General features: G+C 65.7%; 24 protein-coding genes and 1 tRNA gene. 16 read left to right on the top strand and 9 right to left on the bottom strand.

What is annotated here, in order from left to right:
* Positions 1–116 precede the first annotated feature (116 nt).
* The 5 genes from dnaQ (at position 117) to V8Z74_RS03715 (ending at position 4,555) form a co-directional block, all read left to right on the top strand.
* Entirely contained in the window at positions 117–845 is a 729-nt protein-coding gene (dnaQ, locus tag V8Z74_RS03695) for a DNA polymerase III subunit epsilon (RefSeq protein ID WP_066481462.1), read from the top strand.
* A gap of 30 nt (positions 846–875) precedes the next feature.
* Positions 876–950: transfer RNA gene (locus V8Z74_RS03700), tRNA-Val, on the top strand.
* A gap of 199 nt (positions 951–1,149) precedes the next feature.
* On the top strand, positions 1,150–2,031 hold the full coding sequence (locus V8Z74_RS03705; RefSeq protein WP_349708021.1) for an SDR family oxidoreductase: 882 nt from the start codon (positions 1,150–1,152) through the stop codon (positions 2,029–2,031).
* On the top strand, positions 2,028–3,539 hold the full coding sequence (locus V8Z74_RS03710; RefSeq protein WP_349708023.1) for an AMP-binding protein: 1,512 nt from the start codon (positions 2,028–2,030) through the stop codon (positions 3,537–3,539). The genes V8Z74_RS03705 and V8Z74_RS03710 overlap by 4 nt, the downstream gene beginning before the upstream one ends.
* Before the next feature lie 35 nt (positions 3,540–3,574).
* Positions 3,575–4,555 (top strand): Bug family tripartite tricarboxylate transporter substrate binding protein, encoded by a 981-nt coding sequence (locus V8Z74_RS03715; protein WP_349708024.1) that lies wholly within the window; start codon positions 3,575–3,577, stop codon positions 4,553–4,555.
* 12 nt (positions 4,556–4,567) lie between these two features.
* On the opposite strand, the gene V8Z74_RS03720 is transcribed toward V8Z74_RS03715, so the two are convergent.
* Entirely contained in the window at positions 4,568–5,461 is an 894-nt protein-coding gene (locus tag V8Z74_RS03720; RefSeq protein ID WP_349708026.1) for a LysR family transcriptional regulator, read from the bottom strand.
* A gap of 154 nt (positions 5,462–5,615) precedes the next feature.
* The gene (locus V8Z74_RS03725) at positions 5,616–6,257 is read right to left on the bottom strand and encodes an acyloxyacyl hydrolase (RefSeq protein ID WP_349708027.1); all 642 of its coding nucleotides are present in this window, start codon (positions 6,255–6,257) and stop codon (positions 5,616–5,618) included.
* 500 nt (positions 6,258–6,757) lie between these two features.
* On the opposite strand from V8Z74_RS03725, the gene V8Z74_RS03730 reads away from it, so the two are divergent.
* The 9 genes from V8Z74_RS03730 (at position 6,758) to V8Z74_RS03770 (ending at position 15,146) form a co-directional block, all read left to right on the top strand.
* A complete protein-coding gene (locus tag V8Z74_RS03730; protein WP_349708028.1) occupies positions 6,758–9,565 on the top strand; it encodes a xanthine dehydrogenase family protein molybdopterin-binding subunit in 2,808 nt (935 codons plus the stop codon).
* Positions 9,565–10,137 carry a (2Fe-2S)-binding protein gene (locus V8Z74_RS03735; protein WP_066481499.1) on the top strand — a complete coding sequence of 191 codons (573 nt, stop codon included), beginning with the start codon at positions 9,565–9,567 and terminating at the stop codon, positions 10,135–10,137. Before V8Z74_RS03730 ends, V8Z74_RS03735 begins: the two co-directional genes overlap by 1 nt.
* Positions 10,130–11,371, top strand: coding sequence for a c-type cytochrome (locus V8Z74_RS03740; RefSeq protein WP_349708030.1), 1,242 nt, complete (start codon positions 10,130–10,132; stop codon positions 11,369–11,371). The genes V8Z74_RS03735 and V8Z74_RS03740 overlap by 8 nt, the downstream gene beginning before the upstream one ends.
* 156 nt (positions 11,372–11,527) lie before the next feature.
* Positions 11,528–12,064, top strand: a complete 537-nt coding sequence (locus tag V8Z74_RS03745; RefSeq protein WP_349708031.1) for a dihydrofolate reductase family protein — start codon at positions 11,528–11,530, stop codon at positions 12,062–12,064.
* The gene (locus V8Z74_RS03750) at positions 12,061–12,618 is read left to right on the top strand and encodes a TetR/AcrR family transcriptional regulator (RefSeq protein WP_349708032.1); all 558 of its coding nucleotides are present in this window, start codon (positions 12,061–12,063) and stop codon (positions 12,616–12,618) included. The genes V8Z74_RS03745 and V8Z74_RS03750 overlap by 4 nt, the downstream gene beginning before the upstream one ends.
* A 73-nt stretch (positions 12,619–12,691) precedes the next feature.
* Positions 12,692–13,795, top strand: a complete 1,104-nt coding sequence (locus tag V8Z74_RS03755) for an NAD(P)/FAD-dependent oxidoreductase (RefSeq protein WP_349708169.1) — start codon at positions 12,692–12,694, stop codon at positions 13,793–13,795.
* Positions 13,796–14,036: 241 nt separating this feature from the next.
* Positions 14,037–14,348, top strand: a complete 312-nt coding sequence (locus V8Z74_RS03760) for a glycine zipper domain-containing protein (RefSeq protein WP_066481538.1) — start codon at positions 14,037–14,039, stop codon at positions 14,346–14,348.
* A gap of 40 nt (positions 14,349–14,388) precedes the next feature.
* Positions 14,389–14,784, top strand: coding sequence for a phage holin family protein (locus V8Z74_RS03765; RefSeq protein WP_066481543.1), 396 nt, complete (start codon positions 14,389–14,391; stop codon positions 14,782–14,784).
* 2 nt (positions 14,785–14,786) lie between these two features.
* On the top strand, positions 14,787–15,146 hold the full coding sequence (locus tag V8Z74_RS03770) for a hypothetical protein (RefSeq protein WP_349708033.1): 360 nt from the start codon (positions 14,787–14,789) through the stop codon (positions 15,144–15,146).
* A 79-nt stretch (positions 15,147–15,225) separates the two neighbouring features.
* Here the strand turns inward: V8Z74_RS03770 and V8Z74_RS03775 are convergent, their stop codons facing one another.
* Positions 15,226–16,272, bottom strand: a complete 1,047-nt coding sequence (locus V8Z74_RS03775; RefSeq protein ID WP_349708034.1) for a quinone-dependent dihydroorotate dehydrogenase — start codon at positions 16,270–16,272, stop codon at positions 15,226–15,228.
* Between the two features lie 34 nt (positions 16,273–16,306).
* Here V8Z74_RS03775 and rpiA point away from each other — a divergent pair, with 34 nt between their 5' ends.
* Positions 16,307–17,023 carry a ribose-5-phosphate isomerase RpiA gene (rpiA, locus tag V8Z74_RS03780; protein WP_349708036.1) on the top strand — a complete coding sequence of 239 codons (717 nt, stop codon included), beginning with the start codon at positions 16,307–16,309 and terminating at the stop codon, positions 17,021–17,023.
* A gap of 46 nt (positions 17,024–17,069) precedes the next feature.
* Here the strand turns inward: rpiA and V8Z74_RS03785 are convergent, their stop codons facing one another.
* From V8Z74_RS03785 to V8Z74_RS03800, 4 genes are all read right to left on the bottom strand, one after another.
* Complete coding sequence (locus V8Z74_RS03785) at positions 17,070–18,080, bottom strand: Bug family tripartite tricarboxylate transporter substrate binding protein (protein ID WP_349708038.1); 1,011 nt, start codon at positions 18,078–18,080, stop codon at positions 17,070–17,072.
* 49 nt (positions 18,081–18,129) lie between these two features.
* Positions 18,130–19,368 (bottom strand): acyl-CoA dehydrogenase family protein, encoded by a 1,239-nt coding sequence (locus tag V8Z74_RS03790; RefSeq protein ID WP_349708040.1) that lies wholly within the window; start codon positions 19,366–19,368, stop codon positions 18,130–18,132.
* A gap of 1 nt (position 19,369) precedes the next feature.
* Positions 19,370–20,950, bottom strand: coding sequence for a class I adenylate-forming enzyme family protein (locus V8Z74_RS03795; RefSeq protein ID WP_349708041.1), 1,581 nt, complete (start codon positions 20,948–20,950; stop codon positions 19,370–19,372).
* Between the two features lie 265 nt (positions 20,951–21,215).
* Positions 21,216–22,235, bottom strand: a complete 1,020-nt coding sequence (locus V8Z74_RS03800) for a LysR family transcriptional regulator (protein ID WP_349708043.1) — start codon at positions 22,233–22,235, stop codon at positions 21,216–21,218.
* 176 nt (positions 22,236–22,411) lie between these two features.
* On the opposite strand from V8Z74_RS03800, the gene V8Z74_RS03805 reads away from it, so the two are divergent.
* Entirely contained in the window at positions 22,412–23,293 is an 882-nt protein-coding gene (locus V8Z74_RS03805; RefSeq protein ID WP_349708044.1) for a ferritin-like domain-containing protein, read from the top strand.
* A gap of 162 nt (positions 23,294–23,455) precedes the next feature.
* Here the strand turns inward: V8Z74_RS03805 and prmB are convergent, their stop codons facing one another.
* Both prmB and dapE read right to left on the bottom strand, forming a co-directional pair.
* The gene (gene prmB / locus V8Z74_RS03810; RefSeq protein WP_349708046.1) at positions 23,456–24,400 is read right to left on the bottom strand and encodes a 50S ribosomal protein L3 N(5)-glutamine methyltransferase; all 945 of its coding nucleotides are present in this window, start codon (positions 24,398–24,400) and stop codon (positions 23,456–23,458) included.
* A gap of 7 nt (positions 24,401–24,407) precedes the next feature.
* On the bottom strand, positions 24,408–25,625 hold the full coding sequence (dapE, locus tag V8Z74_RS03815) for a succinyl-diaminopimelate desuccinylase (RefSeq protein WP_349708047.1): 1,218 nt from the start codon (positions 25,623–25,625) through the stop codon (positions 24,408–24,410).
* Between the last annotated feature and the right edge of the window lie 33 nt (positions 25,626–25,658).

Raw genomic sequence — 25,658 nt, forward strand, 5'->3', positions numbered from 1 at the left:
CGGGAGGGGGACACTGCCATCGCTGCGGGGCGGCCCTTGCTTGGCAGTTCTGAGACGGGCCAGTGCCAGTTTTGGGCAAATTTGGCTTAGCGCCGTAGGTATTGGAGAAAAATTGAATGTCGCGCCAAATCGTTCTGGATACGGAAACCACGGGCCTGTCGGCGGCCGACGGCGATCGCCTGATCGAGCTGGGCTGTGTGGAACTGGTCAACCGCAAGCTCACCGGCAACAATCTGCACCTGTACTTCAACGCAGGCCGCGACAGCCATCCTGACGCCTTGCGGGTGCACGGCATCACCACCGAGTTCCTGAAGGACAAGCCGCGCTTCGAGGAGAAGATCGACGAGATCTGGGCCTATCTGCAAGGTGCGGAACTCATCATCCACAATGCGCCGTTCGACCTGGGCTTTCTGAACAACGAGCTCAAGCTGGCCCGGCGCCCGCCGCTCAAGGAATGTGTGTCCGGCGTGATCGACACCCTGGTCATGGCCAAGGAGCTGTATCCGGGCAAGCGCAATTCGCTCGATTCGCTGTGCGACCGCCTGGGGGTGGACAATTCCGGCCGTACCCTGCACGGCGCCTTGCTGGATGCGGAACTGCTGGCCGATGTCTACATCAACCTCACGCGCGGCCAGGATGCCTTGCTCATGGTCGATGAGCCGGCCGAAAGCGATGCGGGCGGGCCTGTCGTGCCGGTGGTTGATTTGAGCAGCTTCAAGCTGCAGATCGTGCGCGCCAATGCGCAGGAGCTGGAAGCCCATGAAGATGTGCTCGTGCAAATGGACAAATCCAGCGGCGGCAAAACCGCATGGCGCAAGTTCGAAGGCGAAGCTGCCAATCTGTGACATAATCGCGGTCTTGTCGCCAAGACATGCGGGTGATTAGCTCAGCGGTAGAGCACTGCCTTCACACGGCAGGGGTCACATGTTCGATCCATGTATCACCCACCAGATACCAAGCCCTCTTGAATCCTTGATTCAAGAGGGCTTTTGTTTTGCCCGTGCCAAGCAGATTCCATGTCTGTAAGCACGAGACAGCGACCCTGGCTAGTGCTTTGTAGCCATGGAGGAAACAAGCTGCGTCCAAGACGTGGCTTTCTGAGAAACAGTTCGGTCTTTACAGTGTGCCTGTACCAACAAGGAGACAGGCATGTTCCAACCGGACTTGTATGCCGGCCAGCGCATTCTCATCACGGGCGGAGGCACCGGCCTCGGGCTGGCCATGGCGCGAAAGCTGGCCTCGCTGGGCGCGGAAATCCATCTGTGCGGCCGCCGGCTCGAGGTGGTCGAGGCCGCCGCGGTGCAGCTGAAGGCGGACTACGGCACGGCGGCGTTCGCGCATGCGCTGGACATACGCTCGCCCGAGGCGGTGCAGCAAACCATTGAAGATCTCTGGCAGAACCACGGCCCGCTGACGGCCCTGGTCAACAATGCGGCAGGCAACTTCGTCAGCCGCACCGAGGACCTCAGCGTCAACGGCTTCCACGCCATCTCCGACATCGTGTTCCGCGGCAGCTTCTACGTCACGCAGGCCGTGGGCCGCCAGTGGATCGCCGGGCAGTTGCCGGGCTCGATACTGTCCATCGTGGTGACCTGGGTGGACACGGGCGCGCCCTTCGTCGTGCCCTCGGCCATGTCCAAGGCCGGACTGGACGCGATGACCAAGTCCCTGGCCGTGGAATGGGGCCCCAAGGGCATACGCTGCAACGCGATTGCGCCGGGCGTGATTCCCACCCAGGGCGCGAGCAGCCGCCTGCGGCCCGGCATCAAGGGCAACGAGGATTCCGCCGCGCGGCGCCAGGCCGACAATCCCATGCGCCGCCTGGGCACGGGGGAGGACCTGGGCAATCTGGCGGCCTATATGCTGGCCCCCGGCAATACCTGGCTGAACGGGCAGACCATTACGCTGGACGGCGGCGATGCACTGGCCAATGGCGCCTACTTCACCGAGTACCAGCACTGGGACGACGAGGACTGGGCCCAGGCCAGGCAGCAGGCCATCAGCGCCAACCAGCCGGGGAGGGCGGCATGATGCAGGCGCCGCAACCCCTGTCCACCCTGCTGTTCCAGGGCGTCGAGACCGATGCGCGGCAGCAGCACAGCCGCGGCAGCCGCCTGGCCCAGGGCCTGAGGTCCATGGGCCTGCAGGCCGGCGATGTGGTGGCCGTGCACCTGCGCAACGGCCTGGAGTATGCCGACGTGGTGCACGCCTGCCGCATAGGCGGCATGAGCTACTGCCCCTTGAACTGGCACTTCACCGCGCCCGAGATCGATTTCATCGTGGGCGACAGCGGCGCCAAGGCGCTGATCACCAGCCAGTCCCTGCTCGACGGCCTGCAGCAGCCGCTGCACACTTCCATCCCCCGCCTGGTGGTGGGCGCGGGCAAAGGTAATGAAGGCCAGGACTACGAGTGCTGGCTGGCACGGCAGCAGCCGTATGACGGCCCCTTCGTGTCGCCGCGCGGACACATGGCCTATACCTCGGGCACCACGGGCCGCCCCAAGGGCGTGGTGCGCCTGCCGGTGCCGGTGGAGGAACTGCCCGCGCGCCAGGCCATGAGCCGCCGGCTGGTGGAAACCGCCTACGGCCTGCGCGAGGGCGCGCGCACGCTGCTGGCCGCGCCCATCTACCACAGCGCCCCCAGCCTGTATTTCCAGAACGCGCTCATGCTGTCGCAGTTGGTGGTGCTGGAGCAGCGCTTCGACCCCGAGGAGTTTCTGCGGCTGGTGCAGGAGCACCGCATAGACACGGCCTACATGGTGCCCATCATGTATGTGCGCCTGCTGCGCCTGCCCCGCGAGGTGCGCGAAAAGTACGACCTGTCGTCGCTGCGCTTCATCGCCTCCACGGGTTCGCCCTGCGCGCCGGAGATCAAGAAGGCCATGATCGAATGGCTGGGCCCCGTGATCAACGAGACCTATGCCTCCAGCGAAGCCGGCCTGGTCACCTTCATCGACTCGCACCAGGCCCTGGCCCGCCCCGGCAGCGCGGGCCGGCCGCTGCCGGACGCCCAGGTGCGCATCCTCGACAAGTCGGGCGCGCCGCTGCCGGCCGGCGAGGTCGGGCTGATCTATGTGCGCCAGCCCGCCTATGCCGACTTCAGCTACCAGGGCAACGAGGAGGCGCGGCGCCAGATAGACCGCGACGGCCTGGTGACGCTGGGCGACATGGGCTACCTCGATGAGCAGGGCTTTCTCTATGTCTGCGACCGGGACTCCGACCTGGTCATTTCGGGCGGGGTCAACATCTATCCGGCCGAGATCGAGAACGAGCTGCTCAAGCATCCCTCGGTCTCGGACTGCGCGGTGCTGGGCGTTCCCGACGCGGAGTTCGGCGAAAGCCTGCTCGCCCTGGTCGAGTCGCCCGATGCCGGCCCCGCGCTGGCCGAGGAGCTCAAGGCCTGGCTCCGGCAGCGGCTTGCCGCCTACAAGGTGCCCAGGAGCATGGAGTTCCGCACCCTGCCGCGCGACGACAACGGCAAGATCGCCAAGCGCAGGCTGCGCGACCAGTTCTGGGGCGCGCAGCAGCGCAAGGTGTAGCCAGCCCGACAAGAAACCCAAGGAGACAACACCTCATGAAGCAAACCCTGTTCTGCCTGGCCCTGGCCGGCCTGGTATCCCTGGCGAATGCCCAGACCCCCGCCCAGGCCGACTATCCCAGCAAGCCGCTGAAGCTGGTGGCCCCGTATGCGCCGGGCGGCTCGGCCGACCTGCTGGCGCGCACGCTGGCCACCCACCTGTCGGCGGAGATCAAGCAGCCGGTGGTGGTCGAGAACAAGCCGGGTGCCAACACCATGATCGCGGCCGCCGCCGTGGCGCGCGCACCGGCGGACGGCTACACGCTGCTGCTGGCCAGCAATGCCAGCATGGTGCTCAATCCGCTGCTGTACAAGAAGCTCAGCTACGAGCCGGCCAAGGACCTGACGCTGACCAACATCCTGGCCGAGGCGCCGCTGGTGCTGGTCACCAACAGCCAGACCGGTATCAGGAATGTGGCCGAGCTCAAGACCTATGCACAGGCCCACGCGGGCCAGCTGAACTACAGCTCCATAGGCCTGGGCAACCCGCTGCAGCTGACCACCGAGCTCATCAAGAGCCGCCTGGGCGTGGAGGCCACGCACATCCCCTTCAACGGCAGCGCGCCGGCGCTGACGGCGCTGATGTCCAACGACACCCAGCTCATGGTCGATGTGGTGGGCACGTCGCTGCCGCAGATCAAGGCGGGCAAGCTCGTGCCCATCGCCACCACCGCCCTGGCGCGCTCCACGTTCCTGCCCGACACGCCGACGATTGCCGAGTCGGGATTCCCGGGCTTCAAGGCGGCCACCTGGTTCGGCGTGGCGGTTCCGTCGGGCACGCCCGCTGCGGCCAGCGCCCGGCTCAAGTCGGCCGTCGATGCGGTCGTCCAGAAGCCGGAGTTCATCGCGGCGCTGGGCACCCAGTACCTGGCGGGCAGAAAGCCCCAGACCCAGCAGGAGCTGGATGCCTTCCTGAAGGAAGACAGTGCGATGTGGCGCAAGGTGATCGTCGACAACCGCATCGCGCTCGACCAGTGAGCCGGGACCGCCTCACTCCGCGAACCGGCGCAGCCGCGCCTGCAGGAACTCCGTCATGACCTTGACCGCATGCGGCGGGCGGCGATTGGCCAGCGTGATGATGTAGAGCCTGTCGCCCAGCCCGGACACGCGCCAGTCCGGGCACACTCGCTGCACCGTGCCCGCGCGCAGCTCGTCGATGACCATGTAGCGGGGCAGTGCGGCCACGCCGCAGCCCGCCATCATCGAATGCTTGAGGAAGGGGAAATGCTCGCTGGTGACATAGGGCTCGCAGTGGAGCTGGATGTCCTGCGAATGGTTGCTGACGGTGATGGTGTAGGTCTTGCCATCGCCCGGTGGCGTCAGCAGCACGCCATGGGGAATGTCGGCGGGCTGCCTGAACCGATGCGCACGCGCGAAATCGCGGCTCGCATACAGCGCGGTCTCGACCGCTCCCAGATCCCGGGCCACCAGCTGCTCGTTCACCGCACTCGCCACCCGCACCGCGATGTCGATCTCGGCGCCCATCAGGTCGCTCACCCGGTTGGAGAAGAGCACGCGGATGCGCACCTGCGGATGGAGCTTGCGGAACTCGAGCAGCATCTCGGCCAGGTACAGCTCGCCCAGTCCGGTGGGGATGCTCAGCCGCACGGTTCCCGTCACCTCGTGCTGCAGTGCGTCGATCGAGCCCCGGGCGGCCTCGACCTGCTCGATGATGTTGCGGCCATGCTGGTACAGGACCTCGCCGGCCTCGGTCAGCGCAATGCTGCGGGTCGAGCGGTGCAGCAGCCGGGTGCCGAGCGAGGCCTCGAGCGCCTTCAGTTCCTTGCTGACCTTGGAGCGGGTCACATCACGGCGCCGCGCCGCCTCGCTGAGGCTGCAGGCATCCACCACCTCGACGAAATTTCTGATGAGATTGATATCCATGTTCAGAGAGGCGTGCCTGTGTTCGGGAACTGAAACATCCGTTCATTCTCGCTCGGACTGCCCCGGCAGTGGTCAGGTGGGCCGGCCTGCCGGAATTCCCGCCCCAGCCATTGCAGATGCGAAAAAGGCCATGCAATGAAACGGACGCCTGGTATCAGAAACGGTAGGCGTAACGCAGGCGTACAAAGTTTTCGCCGGGGTTGGGCTCCTTGATGCCGGCATTGGAAAAATGCTGCAGCCGCAGCGACAGCTCGTGCTCCCGCTGTGCGCCGAAGCTGTAGCCCAGGCCCAGCACCTCGGTGAACTGGAAGGCGGTGCTGAAATCGTGCGTGCTGGTGTGGTACACGCGATGCATCATCGTGCCGCCAAGGCCGGCTTCGGCGAACCAGGGGGAACTGCTTGCGCCGAAGCGGTAGCGGAAAGTCGCGATGCCTCCGATCTGCGCATAGTTGCGGCGTCCACCGGTTTGCAGGGGGGCATTCCAATCGCTGGCATACAGATCCCAGTGGAAGGACCAGGGGCCATTGCGCAATGCTTCGACGGGCGCCCAGGGAACCAGAACGCCTAGCGCCAAGGAATAGGTGTCGCCCTGGCCATGCGGAGCAATGCCGCCCTCTGCATAGAGTCCCAGGGAACGATCGGAGTCTGCATGTGCTGCAACTGCGGCCAGCAGCAGAGCGGCGGCAGCAAGGCGACGAAGGTGCGGGGATGTGGTGGCGACCATGAGATTTTCTTTGTTTGTATTGACGGGATTGGAGCTGCTCGCTTGTTCAGGCAAACCATGGCGGTTTTCCATGAACCATGTGAAGCCGCTGCGTCCGGATTCTTTCGGACGATGGCAGGACCGTGGGAATGTAGATGCCGGGCCGCTGCATGAATAGGGGCGCGCGCTGAAATACAGCGTTCCAAACTCGGCAACAGTGGTGCTCCGCCATGCTTTGCCCAGGGCGGTTCCTTGGGGCTGAAGTGGCGGCTCGATGTGTGGATGCCTCAATGCGCCGGGAAAATCATTGATGCAGGACAAGTTTCCGAGTATTTAACTTGTATTTATGCAGCGCTCACCCGAGATCCGAGCACTGTTTCTATACTGCGCGCCTCTTAGTCTTTTAAAAGACCAAAGCGTGGCGGACGGTTGAGGTTGTGGAAATGCGGGCACATGCCTACAGTGACAGCAGCCGTTATCACCTGCTTTTTGACTCTCGGGGCCTGAAGGCTCGGGAATACACAGTCATCTAGCGATGTGCCCACGCCAGTCCTTGCTGTTGCATGTGCGCATTGCAGCAAGGAGTTGGAACCGTGTCCAAACTGGACTTGAATCGGCGCAGTTTTCTGAAAGCTGCCGCCGCCATGGGCGTGATTGCAAGCGTGCGCCCGGTCAAAGACGCGCTCGCGGAATTGATCACGCCCGCCGGGGGCCAGGAAACCCACTGGATCAGCGGCAACACGCTCAATTACCGCCGCGACGGTCTGGCCAAGGTCACCGGGCAGAAGGTCTTTGCCATCGACCTGCGCGCCCGGGACATGCAGGGCTGGCCCGACAAGCAGTCGCATGCGCTGACCATCCACATCCCGCGCGCCGACCGCATCTACGAAGGCCTGGACCTGTCGGTGCTGGGCAGCGACTACCAGCCCGATGTGCTGATCGACGCAGAGTCCATCGCCGCCGACGGACTGCGCATGCCCGATCCCGGCTTCTACGGCGAGTTCTTCGTCAAGAAGGGCCAGGTTTCGCCCATGCTGGGTCACCCGGTGGCCGTGGCCATCTGGCATGACTACGAGAAGTTCCGCGTGGCCAACCAGCGCCTGCGCTTCAACGACGCCATCTTCCGTTTCGGCGCCGAGGCCGCCCAGCCGCCGCGTGCGCCCTATGTTGCCGCGCGCTATGTGCGCGTACAGGGTGAGGATGCCTACGGCGAGGACAAGTTCTCGCCCATGAAGAACACCGTCGTCTGGCCGCAGCTCGACGAAAAAGGCGTGCACTGGCCTGACAGCAGCCACCCGGCCTTCGGCGCGCTGATGGGCGAGTCGGCCCGCATCCAGGCCGAGATGAAACAGCCCAAGGAAGGGCTGCGCGCCTTTGCTCGCAAGTACTACAGCCAGTCCATCGAACACATGGCCATGGAGATGGAAAACGGGCTGGCCTGGTATGAGCAGGGCAGCGGTGCGCTGCATATGGTGGCCGCAAGCCAGGCCCCCTACGGCACGGCCGAGCATGTGATGCACATGCTCAAGGACAGCAAGCTGCCGCTGAACAAGCTGGACTACATCAGCTCCTACACCGTGGGCTACGGTCAGAAGGAGCACCATCCCTTCCCGTTCTACGTGGCGCTGGCCTCGCTGTATGCCCAGGGCCGCCCGGTGCGGCTGGCGCTGGACCGCTGGAAGCATTTCCAGTTCGCGCTCAAGCGTCACCCCTTCGACGTGGAGACCGCGATCTCTGTGGACAAGGACGGCAAGTTCCATGCGCTGACCTGCCATATGGTGGGCGATGGCGGCGGCGTGACCAACTTCAGTCCCTCGGTGGGGACGGTGGCGGTGACGGCGGCGCAGTCCATCTACTACTTCCCCGAGAGCGACCTGTCGACCGAGGTGCATCCCTCCATCGGCGTCACGGCCGGCTCCATGCGCGGCTATGGCACGGTGCAGTCCATGGCCTATACCGAGATGCTGGTCGACGAGATCGCCCAGGAAATCGGGCTCGACGCCATCGAGCTGCGCCAGCGCAACGTGCTCAAGAGCAGCATGAAGAACACCCAGGGCGCCTCGCCCTCGGGCCATCTGCGCATAGGTGAGATCCTCGACATGGCCGCCAAGGACCCGATGTGGACCGAGCGTGCCAAGCGCAAGGCCGACTTCGAGGCGGCCAACCCCGGCCTGCTTTATGGCATAGGCTTCGGTGCGGTGCAAAAGGACTTCGGCACGGGTGCGGAAGCCTCGATCGCACAGCTTGAGATCACGCCCGAGGGCCGCATCAAGATGCGCCATATCACCACCGAGATCGGCACTGGCAGCACCACGGCGCAGCTGATGGCGGTCGAGCCCTTCCTGGGCCGCCCGGCGGACGATGTGGATTTTGCGGTGAACCATTGGGACAATCTGCCGCTGCACACCAAGGACGAGCCCTATACCACGCCCCAGGCCAAGGAAGACGAACTGGCCAAGGACCCGACCTGGACGCCGCGCCTGGTCTCGCCGGTATCGGCCTCGAACTCGGCCTACTACTTCCGTCACGCCACGCAGCAGGCTGCGCAGTTGCTGCTCAAGCTCTGCCTGTGGCCCGCAGCCCAGGCTATCTGGTCCGGCAAGGAAGGCGGCGGCCAGCTGCTGCCCAGCACCGTCACCGAAGACATGCTGGAGTGGCGCGACCGCATGCTCGTGGCCGAAGGCCTGGAGCCGCTCAGCCTGGAGCGCCTGGCCGCCCGCGCGCACGAGCTGGGCATCGTGACCGGCGTGTGCGTGCATGCCTTCAACCGCTGGGCCTGGGCCAAGGCCGACTTCACGGTCGATGGCCGCAAGTTCCAGGCCATGGTCGACGCGCTGTCCGTACAGTACGGCAAGGGTGCGAGCGATGCCAAGAAGGCCTCCATGAAGCATGGCGGCTACGCCTTCATCGCGCGCGACAAGGTCTACTACCCTCCGGTGCAGCGCACCAACGCGGGCACGGTGTACTACGCGCCTTGCGCGACCATGGTGGAGCTGTCCGTGGCTCCGGGTACGGGCAAAGTGAACATCCTCTCGCACAAGACCTGGCTGGAATGCGGCACGCAGATCGTGCCCGAGCTGGTCTCGGGCCAGATCCAGGGCGGCGTGGCCATGGGCATAGGCCACGCGCTGTACGAAGACCTGCCGCGCCACGAGACCGGCCCCGGCAACGGCCAGTGGAGCCTGAACCGCTACCACGTGCCGCGTGCCAGCGAAGTGGCCGTGTGGAAGGCCGAGGGCGTGGTGCTGCCGCCGCTGTCGCGCACCGACCCGCCCAAGGGCATGGCCGAGGTGGTGATGATTCCGGTGGTCGCCGCCTGCGTCAACGCCATCGCCCACGCCACCGGCAAGCGCTTCCATGCCACCCCCGTGACCCCCGACAAGATCAAAGAGGCCCTGTGATGTCCTCCGACCGCATCCAATTCTCAGCCACCATCAACCGCAAAAAAGTAGGCCCCGTCGACGTTCCCAAGGACTTGATGATGATCGAGTTCCTGCAGGAATACGCGGGCATGAACGGCACCCGCCTGGGTTGCGGCCAGGGCGTGTGCCGCGCCTGCACCATCATCGTGGACGACCCCGAAAAGGGCTCCATCACCGTGCCCGCCTGCGTGACCGGCGTGACCTGGCTCAATGGCAAGACCATCCGCACCGTCGAGGGCATCGCCTCGGTGGACGACAAGGGCGTAGTCCATCCGTCGCCGGTGCAGAAGGCCTTCCTGGAGCACTACTCCTTCCAGTGCGGCTACTGCACGCCGGGCTTCGTGAACTCGGCCACCGTGCTGGTGGAAAAGCTCGAGAAGCATCCCGTGCCCGCCGACGACGTCGAAAAGGCCATCGAGCAGCAGCTCGAGCCCCACATCTGCCGCTGCACCGGCTATGTGCGCTACTACAACGCCGTGCGCGACGTAATCCTGAAGACGCCGGGCCTGACCACGGGCAAGCGCACCAAGGAGGTGGTGAACAATGGCTAAATGCACCTGGATCAAGGGCCTGTGCCTGGCCGTGGTGGCCGGCGTGCTGGTGGCAGGCGGCATGTACTGGTGGGGCAGCTCCAGCAGCGTGCCGCCGGCGACGGTGGACTTTGCCAAGCTGGATGCCAAGGAGTTCGATGCGCTGTACAAGCGCGGCGAGCAGGTGTTCCGCGCCGGCGATTGCGCGGCCTGCCACAGCTCGCCGACGACCGGCGCGGAGCTCGCGGGCGGCGTGCCCATGGTCACGCCCATGGGCACGCTCTACGGCACCAACATCTCGCCGTCCAAGGAGCACGGCATCGGCAACTGGACGGCCGACGACCTGTACCGCGCGGTGGCAGCCGGCATCGCCCCCGGCCGCAAGAACCTCTATCCGGCCATGCCGTATGCCAGCTACCACCAGGTCACGCGCGCCGACGTCGATGCGCTGTGGGTGTGGCTGATGAAGCAGCCCGCGGTCGAAGTGGCCAACAAGCCCAGCGAGATGCATTTCCCGTTCAGCATCCGTCCGGCCGTGGCCATGTGGAATGCGCTCAACCGCCCCGCAGCCAGGGAATTCGACATGTCCGTGGATGAACTGGTGCGCGGCAAATATCTGGTGGATGTGCTGGGCCATTGTGCCGAGTGCCACAGCCCGCGCACGGCCACGTTTGCCATGGACGCCTCGCGCTACCTGGAAGGCAATACCATCGAAGGCTCGTACGCTCCGGCCATCACGCCAGATGCCCTGAGCCAGCGCGGCTGGACCAAGGACGATCTGGTCAGGTTCTTCCGCACCGGCGTGTCGCCGCAGGGCGTGATGACCTTCCGCATGGCTTCGGTGCTGGACCATTCGACCTCGCGCATGGCCGAGGCGGACGTGCGCGCCATGGCCGCCTACCTGACGCAGAACCGCGAGATGCCCGGCCCCAACGCGCAGCTTGCCGCCGTGCCCGAAGGCCAGGTCAACGTCAAGGGCGAGCACCTGTACCTGGGCTTGTGTGCGGGCTGCCACGGCGCGCAGGGCGCGGGCCAGCCGCATTCGTCCGTGCCCATGAGCACCAACACCACGGCCATGTTCCCCACGCCGATCAACCTGATCCGGGTGATCCGCGAGGGCGTGCATGAGCGCGACCTGGCCCACGGCGAGCGCATGCAGGCCATGCCCGGCTTTGCTGACAGGCTGAGCGACGAGGAGATGGCCGACCTGGTCAACTACATGCGCCAGACCTGGGGCGCCGCCCCGGCGACGTGACGGCAGCGCAGGTGGCCGAGCATGTGAAGACCATCGACAGCAGCCACTGAGCGGTTTTCTCGCCCAGGCTCAAAAGGCCACGGACGCCCGGCGTCCGTGGCCTTTTTCATGGGTCTCTTCTTTAAAATATACAATGTATAAATATAGGAGTATTCCATGGTCACTGCCCATGTTTTCATTGCCACCAGCCTCGACGGCTTCATCGCCCGCCCCGACGGCGACATCTCCTGGCTGCTGCAGCGCGACGATCCCGCCGAGGACCACGGCTACCAGGACTTCATCGCCGACAAGGACCTGATCGTGATGGGCCGCGTCACCTACGAGGCCGTGGCCGGCTTTGACCCCTGGCCCTACGACCGCCCGGTCGTCGTGCTGTCGCGCCAGCTGTCCGGCACGGCCGTGCCCGAGGCGCTGCGCGGCAAGGTGCGGTTCGCCGCGCAAACGCCTCGGCAACTGCTGGAGGAGCTGGCGCAGCAGAACGTGCGCCGCATCTACGTGGACGGCGGGCAGCTGATCCAGTCCTTCCTGCGCGAGGGCCTGGTCAGCGACATGGTCATCACCACGGTGCCGGTGCTGCTGGGCGCGGGCCGCCCGCTGTTCGGCGCCGTGCCGCACGACATCGACTGGACGCTGGTGGCCAGCCGAAGCTTTGCCTCGGGCCTGGTGCAGTCCACCTACCGGCGGGCACCATGAGCCGTCCGCGTGGCCGCCCGGCCCAGGGAGCGGGCGTGAGCCGGGAGGGCATTCTGGCCGCGGCGCTGGAGCTGCTGGAAGAGGGCGGCGGCAAGGGACTGAGCATGCGCGCCCTGGCTGCGCGGCTGGGCGTCACGCCCATGAGTCTTTATCACCATGTGCAGGACCATGCCTCACTGTTGCGGGCACTCTCGGACCGCATCTATGGCGAAGTGATGGACGGACAGGAAGAGGGCGCGGCCCCGCTGGAGGTCATCCGAGGGCTGCTGTGCCGCTATCACGATGCGGTGGGCAGGCACCCCCAGCTGACGCTGGCCATCTTTTCCGAACCCGATGCTTTTGCCGGGGTCAGCCGGCAGATCACCGATCACCTGACGGCACAGTTGGCCGCTATCACGTCCGAGCCCGTGCTGTGGCGCGACATACTGGTCGATCATGCGCATGGTAGCGGCTTGGCGCTGGCGTCGGCACGGGGCAGGCCTGGAGAAGCCCCAATGCTGAGCGAACGTTACCGGCAGGCGCTGGACCGGTTGCTGGCGAGGCTTGCCCCATGACTAGCCGCTTCTGGTCCGCACCCCGCCTGTGGCATATTTCTCGCGAAGTGAAATTGCATGAATGGCTGTAGATATGGTGGATCGTGTCGATTGTGTGGTGGTGGGGGCGGGCGTGGTCGGCCTCGCGGTGGCCCGGGCTTTGGCATTGGCAGGCAGGGAAGTCATGGTTCTGGAAGCCGAAGATGCCATCGGCACCGGAACCAGTTCGCGCAACAGCGAGGTCATCCATGCCGGAATCTACTATCCCCAGGGTTCGCTCAAGGCCATGCTGTGCGTGCGCGGCAAGGAGCTGCTTTACCGATATTGCGAGACACGCGGAGTGGAGCATCGGCGCTGCGGCAAGCTGATCGTGGCGACCAGCGCAGAGCAGGTGCAGCAATTGCATGGCATCCAGGCCAAGGCTGCGGCCAATGGCGTGGCCGACCTGCAATGGCTGCAAGCCGCAGAGGCCAAGGCGCTGGAGCCGGCGTTGCATTGCGAAGCCGCCCTGCTGTCGCCCAGCACCGGGATCGTGGACAGCCATGGGCTGATGCTGAGCCTGCAGGGCGATCTCGAGAATGCGGGCGGCATGGTGGTGCTGCATGCGGCGCTGCAGGCAGCCCGGATACTGAGCGACGGCATTCTGTTGACCATGGTCGACGGTATGCAGCTGCATGCGGCCACGGTGGTCAATGCGGCGGGATTGAATGCTCCGGCCCTGGCGCGCCGTTTTGAGGGCTTCTCGCAGCAGCACGTGCCCGAGGCTTTTTTTGCCAAGGGCAACTATTTCACATTGACGGGCAGGGCGCCGTTTCGCCATCTGGTCTATCCGGTTCCGGAAGCGGCGGGACTGGGCGTGCACCTGACGCTGGATCTGGGCGGTCAGGCCAAGTTCGGCCCGGACGTGCAATGGGTGGACAACGCCCGGGACCTGCAGGTGGATGGCCGGCGCGCGGATGCCTTCTATGCCGAAATACGCCGCTACTGGCCTGCACTGAAGGACGGATCGCTGGTCAGCGGCTATGCAGGCATCCGCCCGAAGATCAGCGGACCTGGTGCGCCTGCTGCGGATTTCTGGATCCAGGGCCCTGGCCAGCACGGCGTGCCGGGCGTGGTGCAGCTGTTCGGCATAGAGTCGCCGGGACTGACCAGCAGCCTGGCCATCGGCGAATACGTGGCGGCAATGCTGGCCCGCTGATCCGGTTTCTGCAGCGGCCTGGTCGTCTGCCCCGGCAAGGCAAGCAGGACAGTACCGAAGATGTCCGACATGGCGGTCAGTCCTCGAAAGCTTGGAGTGCGCTACGAATTCTGTAAGATCGATACAAGCTGTGCCTTGCGATGCGCGCCTGTCGGCAGACCTGGCGGGCGGCAAGTGCCGATGGCTTAGTCTGCGGGTTTGGCAGGCCCGCATCCCATAATTTCTTCAAGAAAGGTCGCATATGTCCCGCTCTGTTTCCGACACTGTTTCCACAGCCCAAGAAGATCTGGAAAAGCTGGTCAACGATCTGCGCGGCCTGCTTGCCGCCAAGGAACTGGACAAGGTACCGGATATCCATCTGCTGCGTCAGCGCATCGACGACGGCATGAGCAACGTGCGCGAGTCGGCCGTGCGTGCAGCCCAGGAGGCCGCGCGCCAGGCGCGGGATGCGGTCGATGCCGCCGACCGCTATGCGCGCGATGAACCCTGGCGCGTCGCCGGCGCCGCCCTGGCCGTGGGTGCCCTGCTGGGCTTCATGCTGGGCCGCCGTTGATCGCGCAGCCGGCTTCAGACAACAAAGCGGATACAGACCAGTGAATTGGGTTTCACTTCTGGGACTGGATGCCTGGGCGGCCCGTTGCCGTGCTGCCCTGATCGAGACTGCGCTGGCTGCCGAAGACCGGGCCGACCTGGCACGTCTCGAGTGGCAGCAGCACAGGCGCAGCCTGCAGACGCTGCTGATTGTCGGCCTGGTGCTTGGCGGATTGACGGTGGTCGTGCTGCTTGCATTGACCATGGCCGTGATGGTGCAGTTCTGGGATACGGAGCATCGCATCACGGCCGGCTGGCTGCTGGCCCTTGGGTGGCTGGTGGTCTGGGCCTTGGCCTTGTGGCGCTTGATTGCCGCTGCGCGCCAGCTGTCGCAGCCGTTCGAGCTTACCCGCCATGAGCTGATGACGGACTGGAGAGCATTGAAGGAGAAGCTGTAGCCATGGCCGATTCCAAATCGACTTCCTCCGCAGGCATTCCTATAGGCGTTGACCTGGCGCTCTGGGAGCGCGCGACGCCGGCACAGCAGAAAGTGCTGCGGCGCATTGCGGTGCAGCGTGAACGGCTGAGGGCGCGGGCCGCCGCGCATGCGCAGGCCCGTGCACTGGCAAGCACGCAGGAAACGCGGGTACGCCCGGATGCCCCGCTGGTGGAGCGTATTGTCAGCTTCACGCGGCTGCATCCGATCGCCGTTGCTGCCGCAGGCGCTGCGGCGGTGGTGGTCGGGCCGCGCAAGCTCTTTCGGCTCGGCAGCGTCTTGCTGCCCTGGATTCTCAAGCTGCAGCAGAAGAGCCGCTCCTGAGGCGCGGCATTCCAAAAAACAGCCTGTTTCCACAGGCTGTTTTTTTATGGCGAGCCGAGGCGGAAGACGGCTTTGGCCGTCAACGCATCTGGGCGATGGCACGCGCGGCTTCGGGCACCAGATCGGGGCCGCGATAGATCAGGCCGCTGTAGATCTGTACCACGTCGGCGCCTGCGCGGATCTTGCTGACCGCATCGGCGCCGCTGAGGATGCCGCCCACGCCGATGATGGGAAAGCGGCTGCCCAGGGCCGAGCGCAGCTGGCGTATCACCTGGTTGCTGGCCTCGAGCACGGGCGCGCCTGACAGGCCGCCGGTTTCCTGGGCATGCGGCAGGCCCTGCACGGCCTCGCGGCTGATGGTGGTGTTGGTGGCGATCACGCCATCCATGCCGTGGCGCTGCAGGGTGGCGGCGATCACGCCAATCTGCTCCTCCACCAGATCGGGAGCGATTTTCACGAATACGGGAACGCGCTTCGCATGCTGCGCGGCCAGTTGCTCGCGGCGCCCGGCGATGGCGCCCAGCAGGCTGTCCAGCGCCTCGTCACTTTGCAGGGCGCGCAGGTTCTTGGTGTTGGGGGAGCTGATGTTGACCGTCACATAGTCGGCATGCGGGTACACGCCGTCGAGCGCCTTGAGGTAGTCGCCGGTGGCTTCCTCGATGGGCGTGGTGGCGTTCTTGCCGATATTGAGGCCCAGCAGCATGGGCTTGCCGCTGGCACGGACCCGGGAGCGGCGCACGTTGGCCAGAAAGGCATCCAGGCCCTCGTTGTTGAAGCCCAGGCGGTTGATCAGCGCCTTTTTCTCGGGGATGCGGAACATGCGCGGCTTGGGGTTGCCGGGCTGGGGGCGCGGCGTGACGGTGCCGACCTCCACGAAGCCGAAGCCCATGGCAGCCAGCGCATCGATGCAGCGTGCGTTTTTGTCCAGGCCTGCGGCCATGCCCACGCGGTTCGGGAATCGGAGGCCGGCCAGCTCGATGGGATCGTCGACCATGGGGCGCGACCAGGCGCATTGCAGCGGCGTGTTCTGGCCCCTGGCCATGAGATTCATGGTGAAGTCGTGGGCGGCTTCGGGATCCATGCCGAACAGGATAGGGCGTGTCAGGGAGTAAGGAATAAAGGACATAGGGATAATCGCGGGATTACCTGGATTTTCACTCATGACGACAGCTGCTGCTTCCTCTGCCTCTCAATATTCCCAAGACGAACTCAAAACCCTGGTGGGCCAGGCGGCCCTGAAATACGTGGTCCCCGGCGAGATCGTGGGCGTGGGCACGGGCTCCACGGTCAACAAGTTCATTGACGCACTGGCCACGGTCAAGGACAGCATTCCCGGCGCCGTCTCCAGCTCCGTGGCCAGCACCGAGCGCCTGAAGGCCCTGGGCATCAAGGTGCTCGATGCCAACGAGGTGCAGCGCCTGGCGGTCTATATCGACGGCGCCGACGAGATCGACGGCAAGGGCTACATGGTCAAGGGCGGCGGCGCGGCACTGACGCGCGAGAAGATCGTGGCCGCGCTGGCGGACCGTTTTGTCTGCATCGCCGACGAATCCAAGCGCGTGGACGTTCTGGGCGCCTTCCCGCTGCCCGTGGAAGTGATCCCCATGGCCGCGGGGCAGATTGCCCGCCGTTTCGAGGCCCTGGGCGGGCAATCGGGGATCCACGCGCAGATCCGCATGAAGGACGGCGCACCGCTGGTGACCGACAACGGCCAGCACATTCTCGACGTGCGCGGCCTGAAGATTGCCGATCCCCTGGCGTTCGAGTCGGAGGTCAACCAGTGGCCCGGTGTGGTCACCGTCGGCGTCTTTGCCCACCAGAAGGCTGCCGTGTGCCTGCTGGGCACGGCCCGGGGCGTCCAGACGCTGGAATACTGAGTACCGAGGCGGCGCCCGGCGTCAATCCGCCGGGCCATGAACACCGTCAGATGGGCTGCAGCCCCACTTTCTTCATCATGGCCTCGGTCAGCTGCATTTCCTGGCGGATGTTCTGGACGAAGGAGGCCGAATCCCTCACATCGACGAGGCCGCCGTTTTCCTGCAAGGCGGCAATCACCGCAGGTTGCCTGAGCGCTTCGGAAAACGCCTTGTAGATCGCGTTCACCACGGCGTCGGGCGTGCCTGCCGGCACCGACAGGCCGCCCCAGGAAGTCAGCTCCACGCCCGGTACGCCAAGCTCGGTCAGCGTGGGCACCTGGGGAGCGACGGGATTGCGCCTGGGGCCGGCAATGGCCAGGGCGCGCAGCTTGCCGGCCTTGATCATGGGATGGGCCGCCGCAAAGATGGGCATGCCAAAGGCGACCTGGTGGCCCAGGATGGCGTTGACCAGTTCGGAGGCTCCCTTGTAGGGCACATGCATGGCCTTTGTTCTGGTGGCGCTCAGGAACTGCTCCATGCCCAGGTGCGAGGGCGTGCCTATGCCGCCCGAGGCATAGTCGACTTGGCCGGGATTAGCCTTGAGCCTGGCCAGCAGGTCGTCCAGCGTGCGGATGTCGGAATCCGCATGGACCACCAGACCGACGTCCGAACTGCTCAGGCGCATGATGTGGCGGAAATCCTTGAGCGCGTCGTAGCCCGGATTCTTGTAGATGTGCATGTTGGCGGCCAGCGGCGTGCCGGTGTAGAGCAGGGTGTATCCGTCGGCGGGGGACTTGGCGGCCACGCGGGTGCCGATATTGCCTGCGGCGCCGGCACGGTTCTCGATGACGATGGGCTGTCCGAGGAGGGGGCCTACGGCTTCGGCCAGAATGCGCGCGGCGATATCCGGTCCCGTGGCAGCCAGATAGGGCACCAGCCATTTGACGGGCCGGCTGGGATAGGGCGCCTGGGCCAGGGCCGGTCTTGCAGCGAGCGCGCCGGCCATGGGAAGAAAGGACGGAAGCAGCGCCGTGCCCATGGCACGGGCCAGAAGCTGCCGGCGTGAGAGGGTGTTCATTCTTGTCTCCTTTTGTCTATGCCGCTGCGGTCTTGGCGCGGCCTATGCGTCAGCCAACCTGGCTGCCGGGCGCCGCGAGCAGTTCCTTGGCAATGGTGTTGCGCTGGATCTCGCTGGTGCCCGTCAGCACGCGGTACATGCGCAGCATGCGGAACAGGAATTCCACGCGCCGGCCCTGGACGATGCCTTCGCCGCCATGGATCTGTACCGCTCGGTCGGCAATCGCAAAGGCTTTTTCGGAGCAGAACAGCTTGCTCATCGATGCCTGGGCGCGCGCGTCGATGCCCGCATCGATGGCGCGCGCGGTCTGGATCATCAGGGCCCGCGCGGCCGTCCACTCCGTGGCCATGTCGGCCAGCATGTGCTGTATGGACTGGAACTGGGCAATGCTGCGGCCGAACTGCTGGCGTGCCAGCGCATAGTCACGCGCGTCGCGCAGGGCGCATTGGGCCAGGCCCAGCATGGCAGGGCAGTGCAGCAGGCGGTTGACCGTGATGCGGCCCAGCGCCAGGGCCAGGCCGCGGCCCGGCTCGCCGATCATGTGAGCGGCTGGTACACGTACCTTGTCCAGCAGGATGTCGCCCGTGTGGGACTGGCCGGCCATGGTCTTGTAGCCGCTGACGACTTCGACGCCCTCGGCCGTGAGGTCCACGAAGAAGGCGCTGATCTCGCGCTGCACCGCGCCTTGGGGCGCGGTGGACGCCATGAGAACGGCAAAGTCGGCAAACGGCGAGCCCGAGATGAAGCGCTTTCTGCCGCTGAGCACATAGCTGTCGCCGTCCAGCTCGGCACGGGTTTCCAGCGCACCGGCATCGGAGCCGGCGCCGGCTTCGGTCAGCGCAAAGCAGATGGATTTTTCGGCGCGTGCCACGGGCAGGATGAATTTTTCCATCTGCTCGGGCGTGGCCTTGCGCACCAGGGCACCGACGCGCGGGGGGCCGCTGAGCTCGCCCAGCACATGGGGGGCAAACGGAGAGCCGCTGGCGTAGATGGCTTCCTTGATCAGCACCTGGTCGAGCACGGACAGCCCTTCGCCGCCCATGGCCTGGGGCAGGGTCATGCCGTAAAAGCCCAGCGCGTGGGAGCGTTTCCAGACCTTGCGCAGCAGCTCCTTGCCGGGGCTGTGCTCGTGGTCTATGCCATGTTCGCGGGCCAGCTCTGCCAGCTCGCCGTGGAGAAAGTCATTGAGCTTGGCGATCAGCTCGGCTGCACGCGGCGAGCCTTCGAAGGGCATCTCGATCAGGTCGCCTGGGCGCTGGGAAGCAGCTTGCATGTCTTTGGCATTCATTTCAGTTCACCTTGCGGCTGAGGTTGCTCCAGTACGGAGCCTGCACGGCTTTGCGCATGACCTTGCCGTTGGGGTTCTTGGGCAGCTGCTGCACGAATTCGATATGGCGCGGGCGCTTGAATCCGCCCAGGCGTTCGGCGCAGAAGCGGTCTATGGCCGCGCTGTCGGGCTGCTGGCCGGGCTTGAGCACGATGTGCGCGGCCACGGCCTCCCCCCATTTGTCGTCGGGAATGGCGAACACGCAGGCATCGGCCACATGGGCATGCTCGTAGAGCACGGCCTCGACTTCGGACGGATAGACATTGAAGCCGCCGCTGATGACCATGTCCTTCTTGCGGTCCACGATGTAGACAAAGCCCTCGTCGTCCACGCGCGCCAGGTCGCCCGTGTGGTAGCGGCCGTTTTTCAGCACCTCGGCCGTCAGCTCGGGTGCGCGCCAGTAGCCGGCAAACACGTCGGCGCCGCTGACCACGATCTCGCCCACCTCGCCCTGGGCCACCGGGTGGCCGTCGTCGTCCACGACTTCGACCCGGGACTCCAGGAACGGCCGGCCGCAGGAGGCCAGCAGCTCGGGCCTGGCCGCACGCGCATACAGATGGTCCTGCACGGTGAGTGCGCAGACGCCCGATGTGGTTTCGCCGGCGCCGTAGCCTTGCGAGAGCACGGGGCCGAAAACGTCCATGGCCTGCATGATGCGAGCGGGCGCCATGGGAGCGGCGCCATAGCCCAGGCGCAGCAGGTCGGGCAGGGGCCGGTACCGGCCCTGGGTCTCGGCCAGCAGCATGTTGATCATGGTCGGAACCATGAAGGTGTGGGTGACGCGGCGCTGCTGCATCTCCGCCATGAAGCGCGCAGGCTCGAAGCCCGAGAACAGATGGATGGTGGCGCCCGTGCACAGGGCCGGCATCATCTGCATGCCCGAGGCATGGGTCACGGGACCGACCAGGCCCAGGATGTGGCCGGCATGCATGCCTTCGCCGCGCATCAGGAACTTGCGCAGCTGGGCCAGCCGGTTGCCGAAGGTCTGCATGGCGGCCTTGAGCACGCCCGAGGAGCCCGAGGTGTAGTGCAGCACGGCCACTTCGTGCTCGTGCACGGCCACGGGCTCGAACCGGTCGCTGGCGGCCGCCAGAGCGGCTTCGTAGTTGTCGCCGGCCGGGCCGTCGAGCAGCAGCAACTGGACGGCGGGGTTCTGCAGATGGGGCCGGAAGGCTTCGGCCCGCTCGGCGGTGGTCACGATCAGTGCCGCATCGCTGTTGGCGGCAATCTCGCCGACCTCGCGCGGCGACAGGCGGGCATTGAACGGTGCCTTGATCAGGCCGGCCTTGTAGCAGGCCAGCTCCAGCTCCACGATTTCCACGCAGTTGGCCAGATAGATGCCGACGCGGTCGCCGCGTGCCAGTCCCTTGGCCTGCAGCGCATTGGCCAGCTGGTTGGAGCGCTTTTCGAGCTGGCCGTAGGTCACGCTTTTGGCGGCGCTGGTCACGGCAGGATGCGATGCATAGAGCTGGCAGCTGCGGGCGACCAGTTCGCCGACATTGGGAATCGGTGCGCCGGGCTGGGGCAGGTCCTTGGAAATCATGACAGTCCTTGTCTCTGTGGAGCCGCCGGTGTTGGCATGCTCCGGTCTGGTGTTGGGAAAGGCTCAGGTGGGCCGTCGCGGCCATGGATGCACTGTCCCAAAATCTGCGGGGATCAAGGAAATACTGTTTGCTGATTCAGCTCCATCAAATAATTTGATGGCTGTTGAAATCCAATGCCTGCGGAGGTTTGACGATGGCGGAACTTGCCGGAGCCGGTCCGGCCTAGGGTTTGTCAGGAGGCACCGGACCGCAGACGCCTGCCGTTCAAGGCCGGGCTTCGTGGAGCCACCGGGCCTGCCAGATGCCGCTGTCGATCAGGCTGCGCGCATGCTGCACCACGGCATGGCGCACGACCTGCACGGCGGCATCGCCGGCTTTGCCCGGATGCTGGGCCAGGTGGTAGTGGCGCTGCAGCGACGGATTGACGACCTGGGCCACGATCCACTGCGGGTCGGTGGCGGCACGCGGGGCCTGGGGCCGCCAGGGCAGGGCCTCGGCCAGCGAACAGGCCGGCGTGAAGGTGAAGCCGGCGCCGCAATGGTAGAGCGAGCGGATCACGCGGGCCGAATCATGCTCGTGCACGATGTTCAGGCGTGCCTGGCGCTGCGCGGCGGCATTTTCCACGGCCTGGCGGATCGCGAAGCGGCGCGACTGCAGCACCAGCGGCTGCGCCGCGGCATCGGCAAAGTCTATGCAGGGATAGGAAGACGCAGCGGCAGTGCCGGCAGCGGCCTGTGATGGCCGCAGCACCGGCGCAACGGACCCGTTGGCATCGCGGCCGCAAAAGAAGATGGCTTCGCTGGCCAGGGGGGCGAGCTGCAGCTCCTGCAGGCTCGGCGTGTCCACGAGAATGCCCAGATCCGCGCGGCGGTCCAGCATGGCCTTTTGCACCATGAGGCTCAGATCGTCGAGCACGAACACGTGGATGCGCGGGTGCGTCTCGCGCAGGCCGGCAATCACCGGCCCCATGAGCAGGCTGGTGAGCAGGAACGGCATGGCGATGGTGACCGAGCCCTCGGGCCCCTGGGGCAGGCGCTGCAGGCGCTCGCACATGGCATCGGCATCCGACAGCAGGCGGCGCGCATCCTCGTACAGCTGGTTGCCGGCGGGCGTGGGCGTGACGCCCGCATGGCTGCGCTCCAGCAACTGGGTGCCCAGTTCGGCTTCCAGCTTCTTGATCTGTGCCGTGAGCGCGGGCTGGGCCACATACAGCGAATGCGCGGCACGCGAGAGGGAACCGGCTTCCAGCACGGTGATGAAGTAGCGCAGGGCACGTAAATCCATGGAAGGGTAGCGAAAAATTGTGTTTCAGGACTTGTCGGAGCCTAGCAGTGTCGGCATAGGCTGACACGGAATGGCCGCGCATTGTCATCAAGATGGCATGTCGCCATTGCTTGCAACGCCGCAGCCTGCCGCCTGGAAGCACCGGGCACTGCAGGTACCGGCTCATTCTTGATTCGATGCCATCCATCCAACGCCATTCCCTCCATGCACCGGCCTCGCCAGTTGCGGGCGAAACCCACCGCGCGGCGGGTTCCGCGCACTGGCGCGTCGAGGATCTCGATTTCTCGCGCATCGACCGCCAGGCCATAGAGCACAGCGAGGACATGTTCTTCCTGCTGATGAGCGCCTCGTTCATCGAAACAGGCTCGGATACCTATGCGACCAATCTGGCCGAGCACTATGCGGCCTATCCCGAAATCAGCGCCTGGCTCAAGGACCACTGGGAGGCCGAGGAGCTGCAGCACGGCCGGGCGCTGCGCGCCTATGTCGAAGCCGTATGGCCGCGCTTTCCGTGGCAGCGGGCCTATGACAGCTTCTTCGGCGAATATTCCAAGCTTTGCACGGTGGAGGAGCTTTACCCCGACCAGCGCCTGGAAATGGTGGCGCGCTGCGTGGTGGAGACTGGCACCACCGCCTACTACCACACGCTGCGCGAGCTCAGCGACGAGCCGGTGCTGACCGAACTGCTGGGCCATATCCGCAACGACGAGGTCAGCCACTACAAGCACTTCCTCAAGTACTTCAAGGAGCTGCAGCAGGAGGCGCCCGTGGGACGCGCGCGCATCGCCGGCGCGCTGTACGGCCGGCTCAAGGAGCTGCGCGAAAGCGATTCCGACGTGGCGCTGCGCCATGTGTGGGCGCACAAGGGCGATTATTTCGCGGACAGCGCCACGCGGTTCGAGGACATGGCCCAGCGCATCTACGAGCTGGTCAGCCGCCGCCTGCCCGCGGATCTGGCCGTGCGCATGCTGCTCAAGCCCATGTTGCTGCCGCCGCGCGTGGAGGGCCTGGTGCGCACGCCGATTTCCAGGCTGGCTACCCGCGTGATGTCGTATTGAGGGATCGGCCCGCGCAGCGATCGCTGTACGGGATGCTAGCGGTCCGGGAGCTGCTGGCGCAGGATGGCTCTGGAATTCGAGGGAAAATCCATCGAAAATCTAGGTGGGTCAGGCGCCAGCCGCTACGTTATGGAGAGCGACGCGGCCTGCATGCCAGGAGGGTCAGGCCGCTGGCGCTGCCTGCGCCCAGTGGCGCAGCGCTTCTTCGGTGATCAGCAGCACCTGCTCGTCGCCCGAGCTGGTATCCAGCCAGAACACGGGCAGATCGGGGAAGGCGGCTTCGAAGAACGGTTTTTCGTTACCGATCTCCAGCACCACCACGGCCTGCTTGTTCAGGCGCGCTGGCAGGTCCCTGAGGAGCTGGCGGATGAAGTCCATGCCGTCCTCGCCGCCGGCCAGCGCCAGTTCGGGCTCGGCGCGGTATTCGGCGGGCAGGCGGGCCATGCTGCCGGCGTTCACATAGGGCGGATTGCACAGCACCAGGTCCCATGGGCCGGGCACGGCGGCCAGGCCGTCGCTTTGCACCAGGCGCACGCGCTGCTGCAGCCCGTGCTTGTCCACATTGATGCGGGCCACGGCCAGCGCATCGAGCGAGATGTCGGCGCCGGTCACCTGCACATCGGGGTAGGCCATGGCTGCCAGGCAGGCCAGGCTGCCGTTGCCGGTGCACAGGTCCAGCACGGCCTGGGTCCTGTCGGAGAGCCAGTCGTCGATGCTGCCGTCGGCCAGCAGCTCGGCGATGAAGCTGCGCGGCACGATGGAGCGCTCGTCGATGTAAAAGGGCACGCCTTGCAGCCAGGCTTCGCGCGTCAGATAGGCGGCAGGCTTGCGTGTGCGGATGCGTTCTTCAAAAAGCGTAGCTACCAGCACTTGCTGTTCCTGAGTTACAGCTTGATCTGCTATGGATTCGGGGGCGCCGGGCGTGAGTTCGCTGTCCAGCGGCAGGCCCAGCTTCCACAGCGTGAGCCAGGCGGCCTCGTCTTCGGCCGTGGCCGTGCCGTGCCCGAAGGCCACGCCGGCTGCTGTCAGGGCGCGGGCGCCGGAGGCCACCAGGGCCGCCACGGTGTCGCCCTGGATGGCGGGAGGGTTTGCGTTGGCTAAAGTCATTGGGTGTTCAGGCCGCATGCAGCACCGGGGCGGCGCTGCGGCCGGCCTGGGCCTGCTGCAGCTGTTCCAGCGTCTTGCGGTAGATGTTCTTGAGCGGCTCGATATCGGCCACGGCAATGTATTCGTCGATCTTGTGGATGCTGGCGTTGGGCGGTCCCAGCTCGATGACCTGGGGACAGATCTGGGCGATGAAGCGCCCGTCGCTGGTGCCGCCCGTGGTGGACAGCTCCGTGTCCAGCCCGGTTTCGTCCTTGATGGCGGCCTGCACGGCATGCACCAGCGTGCCGGGCTCGGTCAGGAAGGGCTGGCCGCCGATGGTCCAGACCAGCGAGTACTCGATGCCGTGGCGGTCCAGCACCTCGTGCACCCGCCGCTGCAGCGACTCGGCCGTGGATTCGGTCGAGAAGCGGAAGTTGAAGTCGATCACCACGTGGCCGGGAATGACGTTGCTCGCGCCGGTGCCGCCGTGGATGTTGCTGATCTGCCAGCTGGTCGGGGGAAAGAAGGCATTGCCCCGGTCCCAGACGGTGGCGGCCAGCTCTGCCAGGGCTGGCAGGGCCTCGTGGATGGGGTTGCGGGCCAGCTGTGGGTAGGCGATATGGCCCTGGATGCCGTTGACCGTGAGCTTGCCGCTCATGGTGCCGCGGCGGCCGTTCTTGATCATGTCGCCGGTCTGGTTGACCGAGGTGGGCTCGCCCACGATGCACCAGTCCAGGCGCTCGCCGCGCTGCCTGAGCGCCTCGACCACGACCTTGGTGCCGTCCACGGACGGGCCTTCCTCGTCGCTGGTCAGCAACAGGGCAATGTCGAAGGCCGGTTCGGGCGTGGCCTGCAGGAATTCCTCCAGCGCCACGACAAAGGCCGCGATGGAAGTTTTCATGTCGCTGGCGCCGCGGCCGTAGAGGCGGCCGTTGCGGTGCATGGGCACGAAGGGCGGGCTGCTCCACTGGTTGAGCGGGCCCGGCGGCACCACGTCGGTATGGCCAGCGAAGACCAGCACGGGCTTGTCCGATCCGATGGCACTCTGCGCCTCAAGGACCGGGCCTGTGCGGTGTTTTGCCCATAGGTTGCGGACGCGGAAATCCTCCGGGCCGCTGTCCAGCCGCTCGCATTCAAAGCCCAGGGGAATCAGGGCATCGGCCAGCAGCTCGAGGCAGCCGGCATCTTCGGGGGTGACGGAAGGCAGGCTGATGAGCTGCTCGGTCAGTTGCAGGGTGCGGGACATGGGAGAAACCAAACCATAAAAAAAGCCGGAAGG

The sequence above is a fragment of the Comamonas sp. w2-DMI genome, assembly GCF_040187735.1.
In the GTDB taxonomy this organism is placed as follows: Bacteria; Pseudomonadota; Gammaproteobacteria; order Burkholderiales; family Burkholderiaceae_C; genus Comamonas; species Comamonas terrae.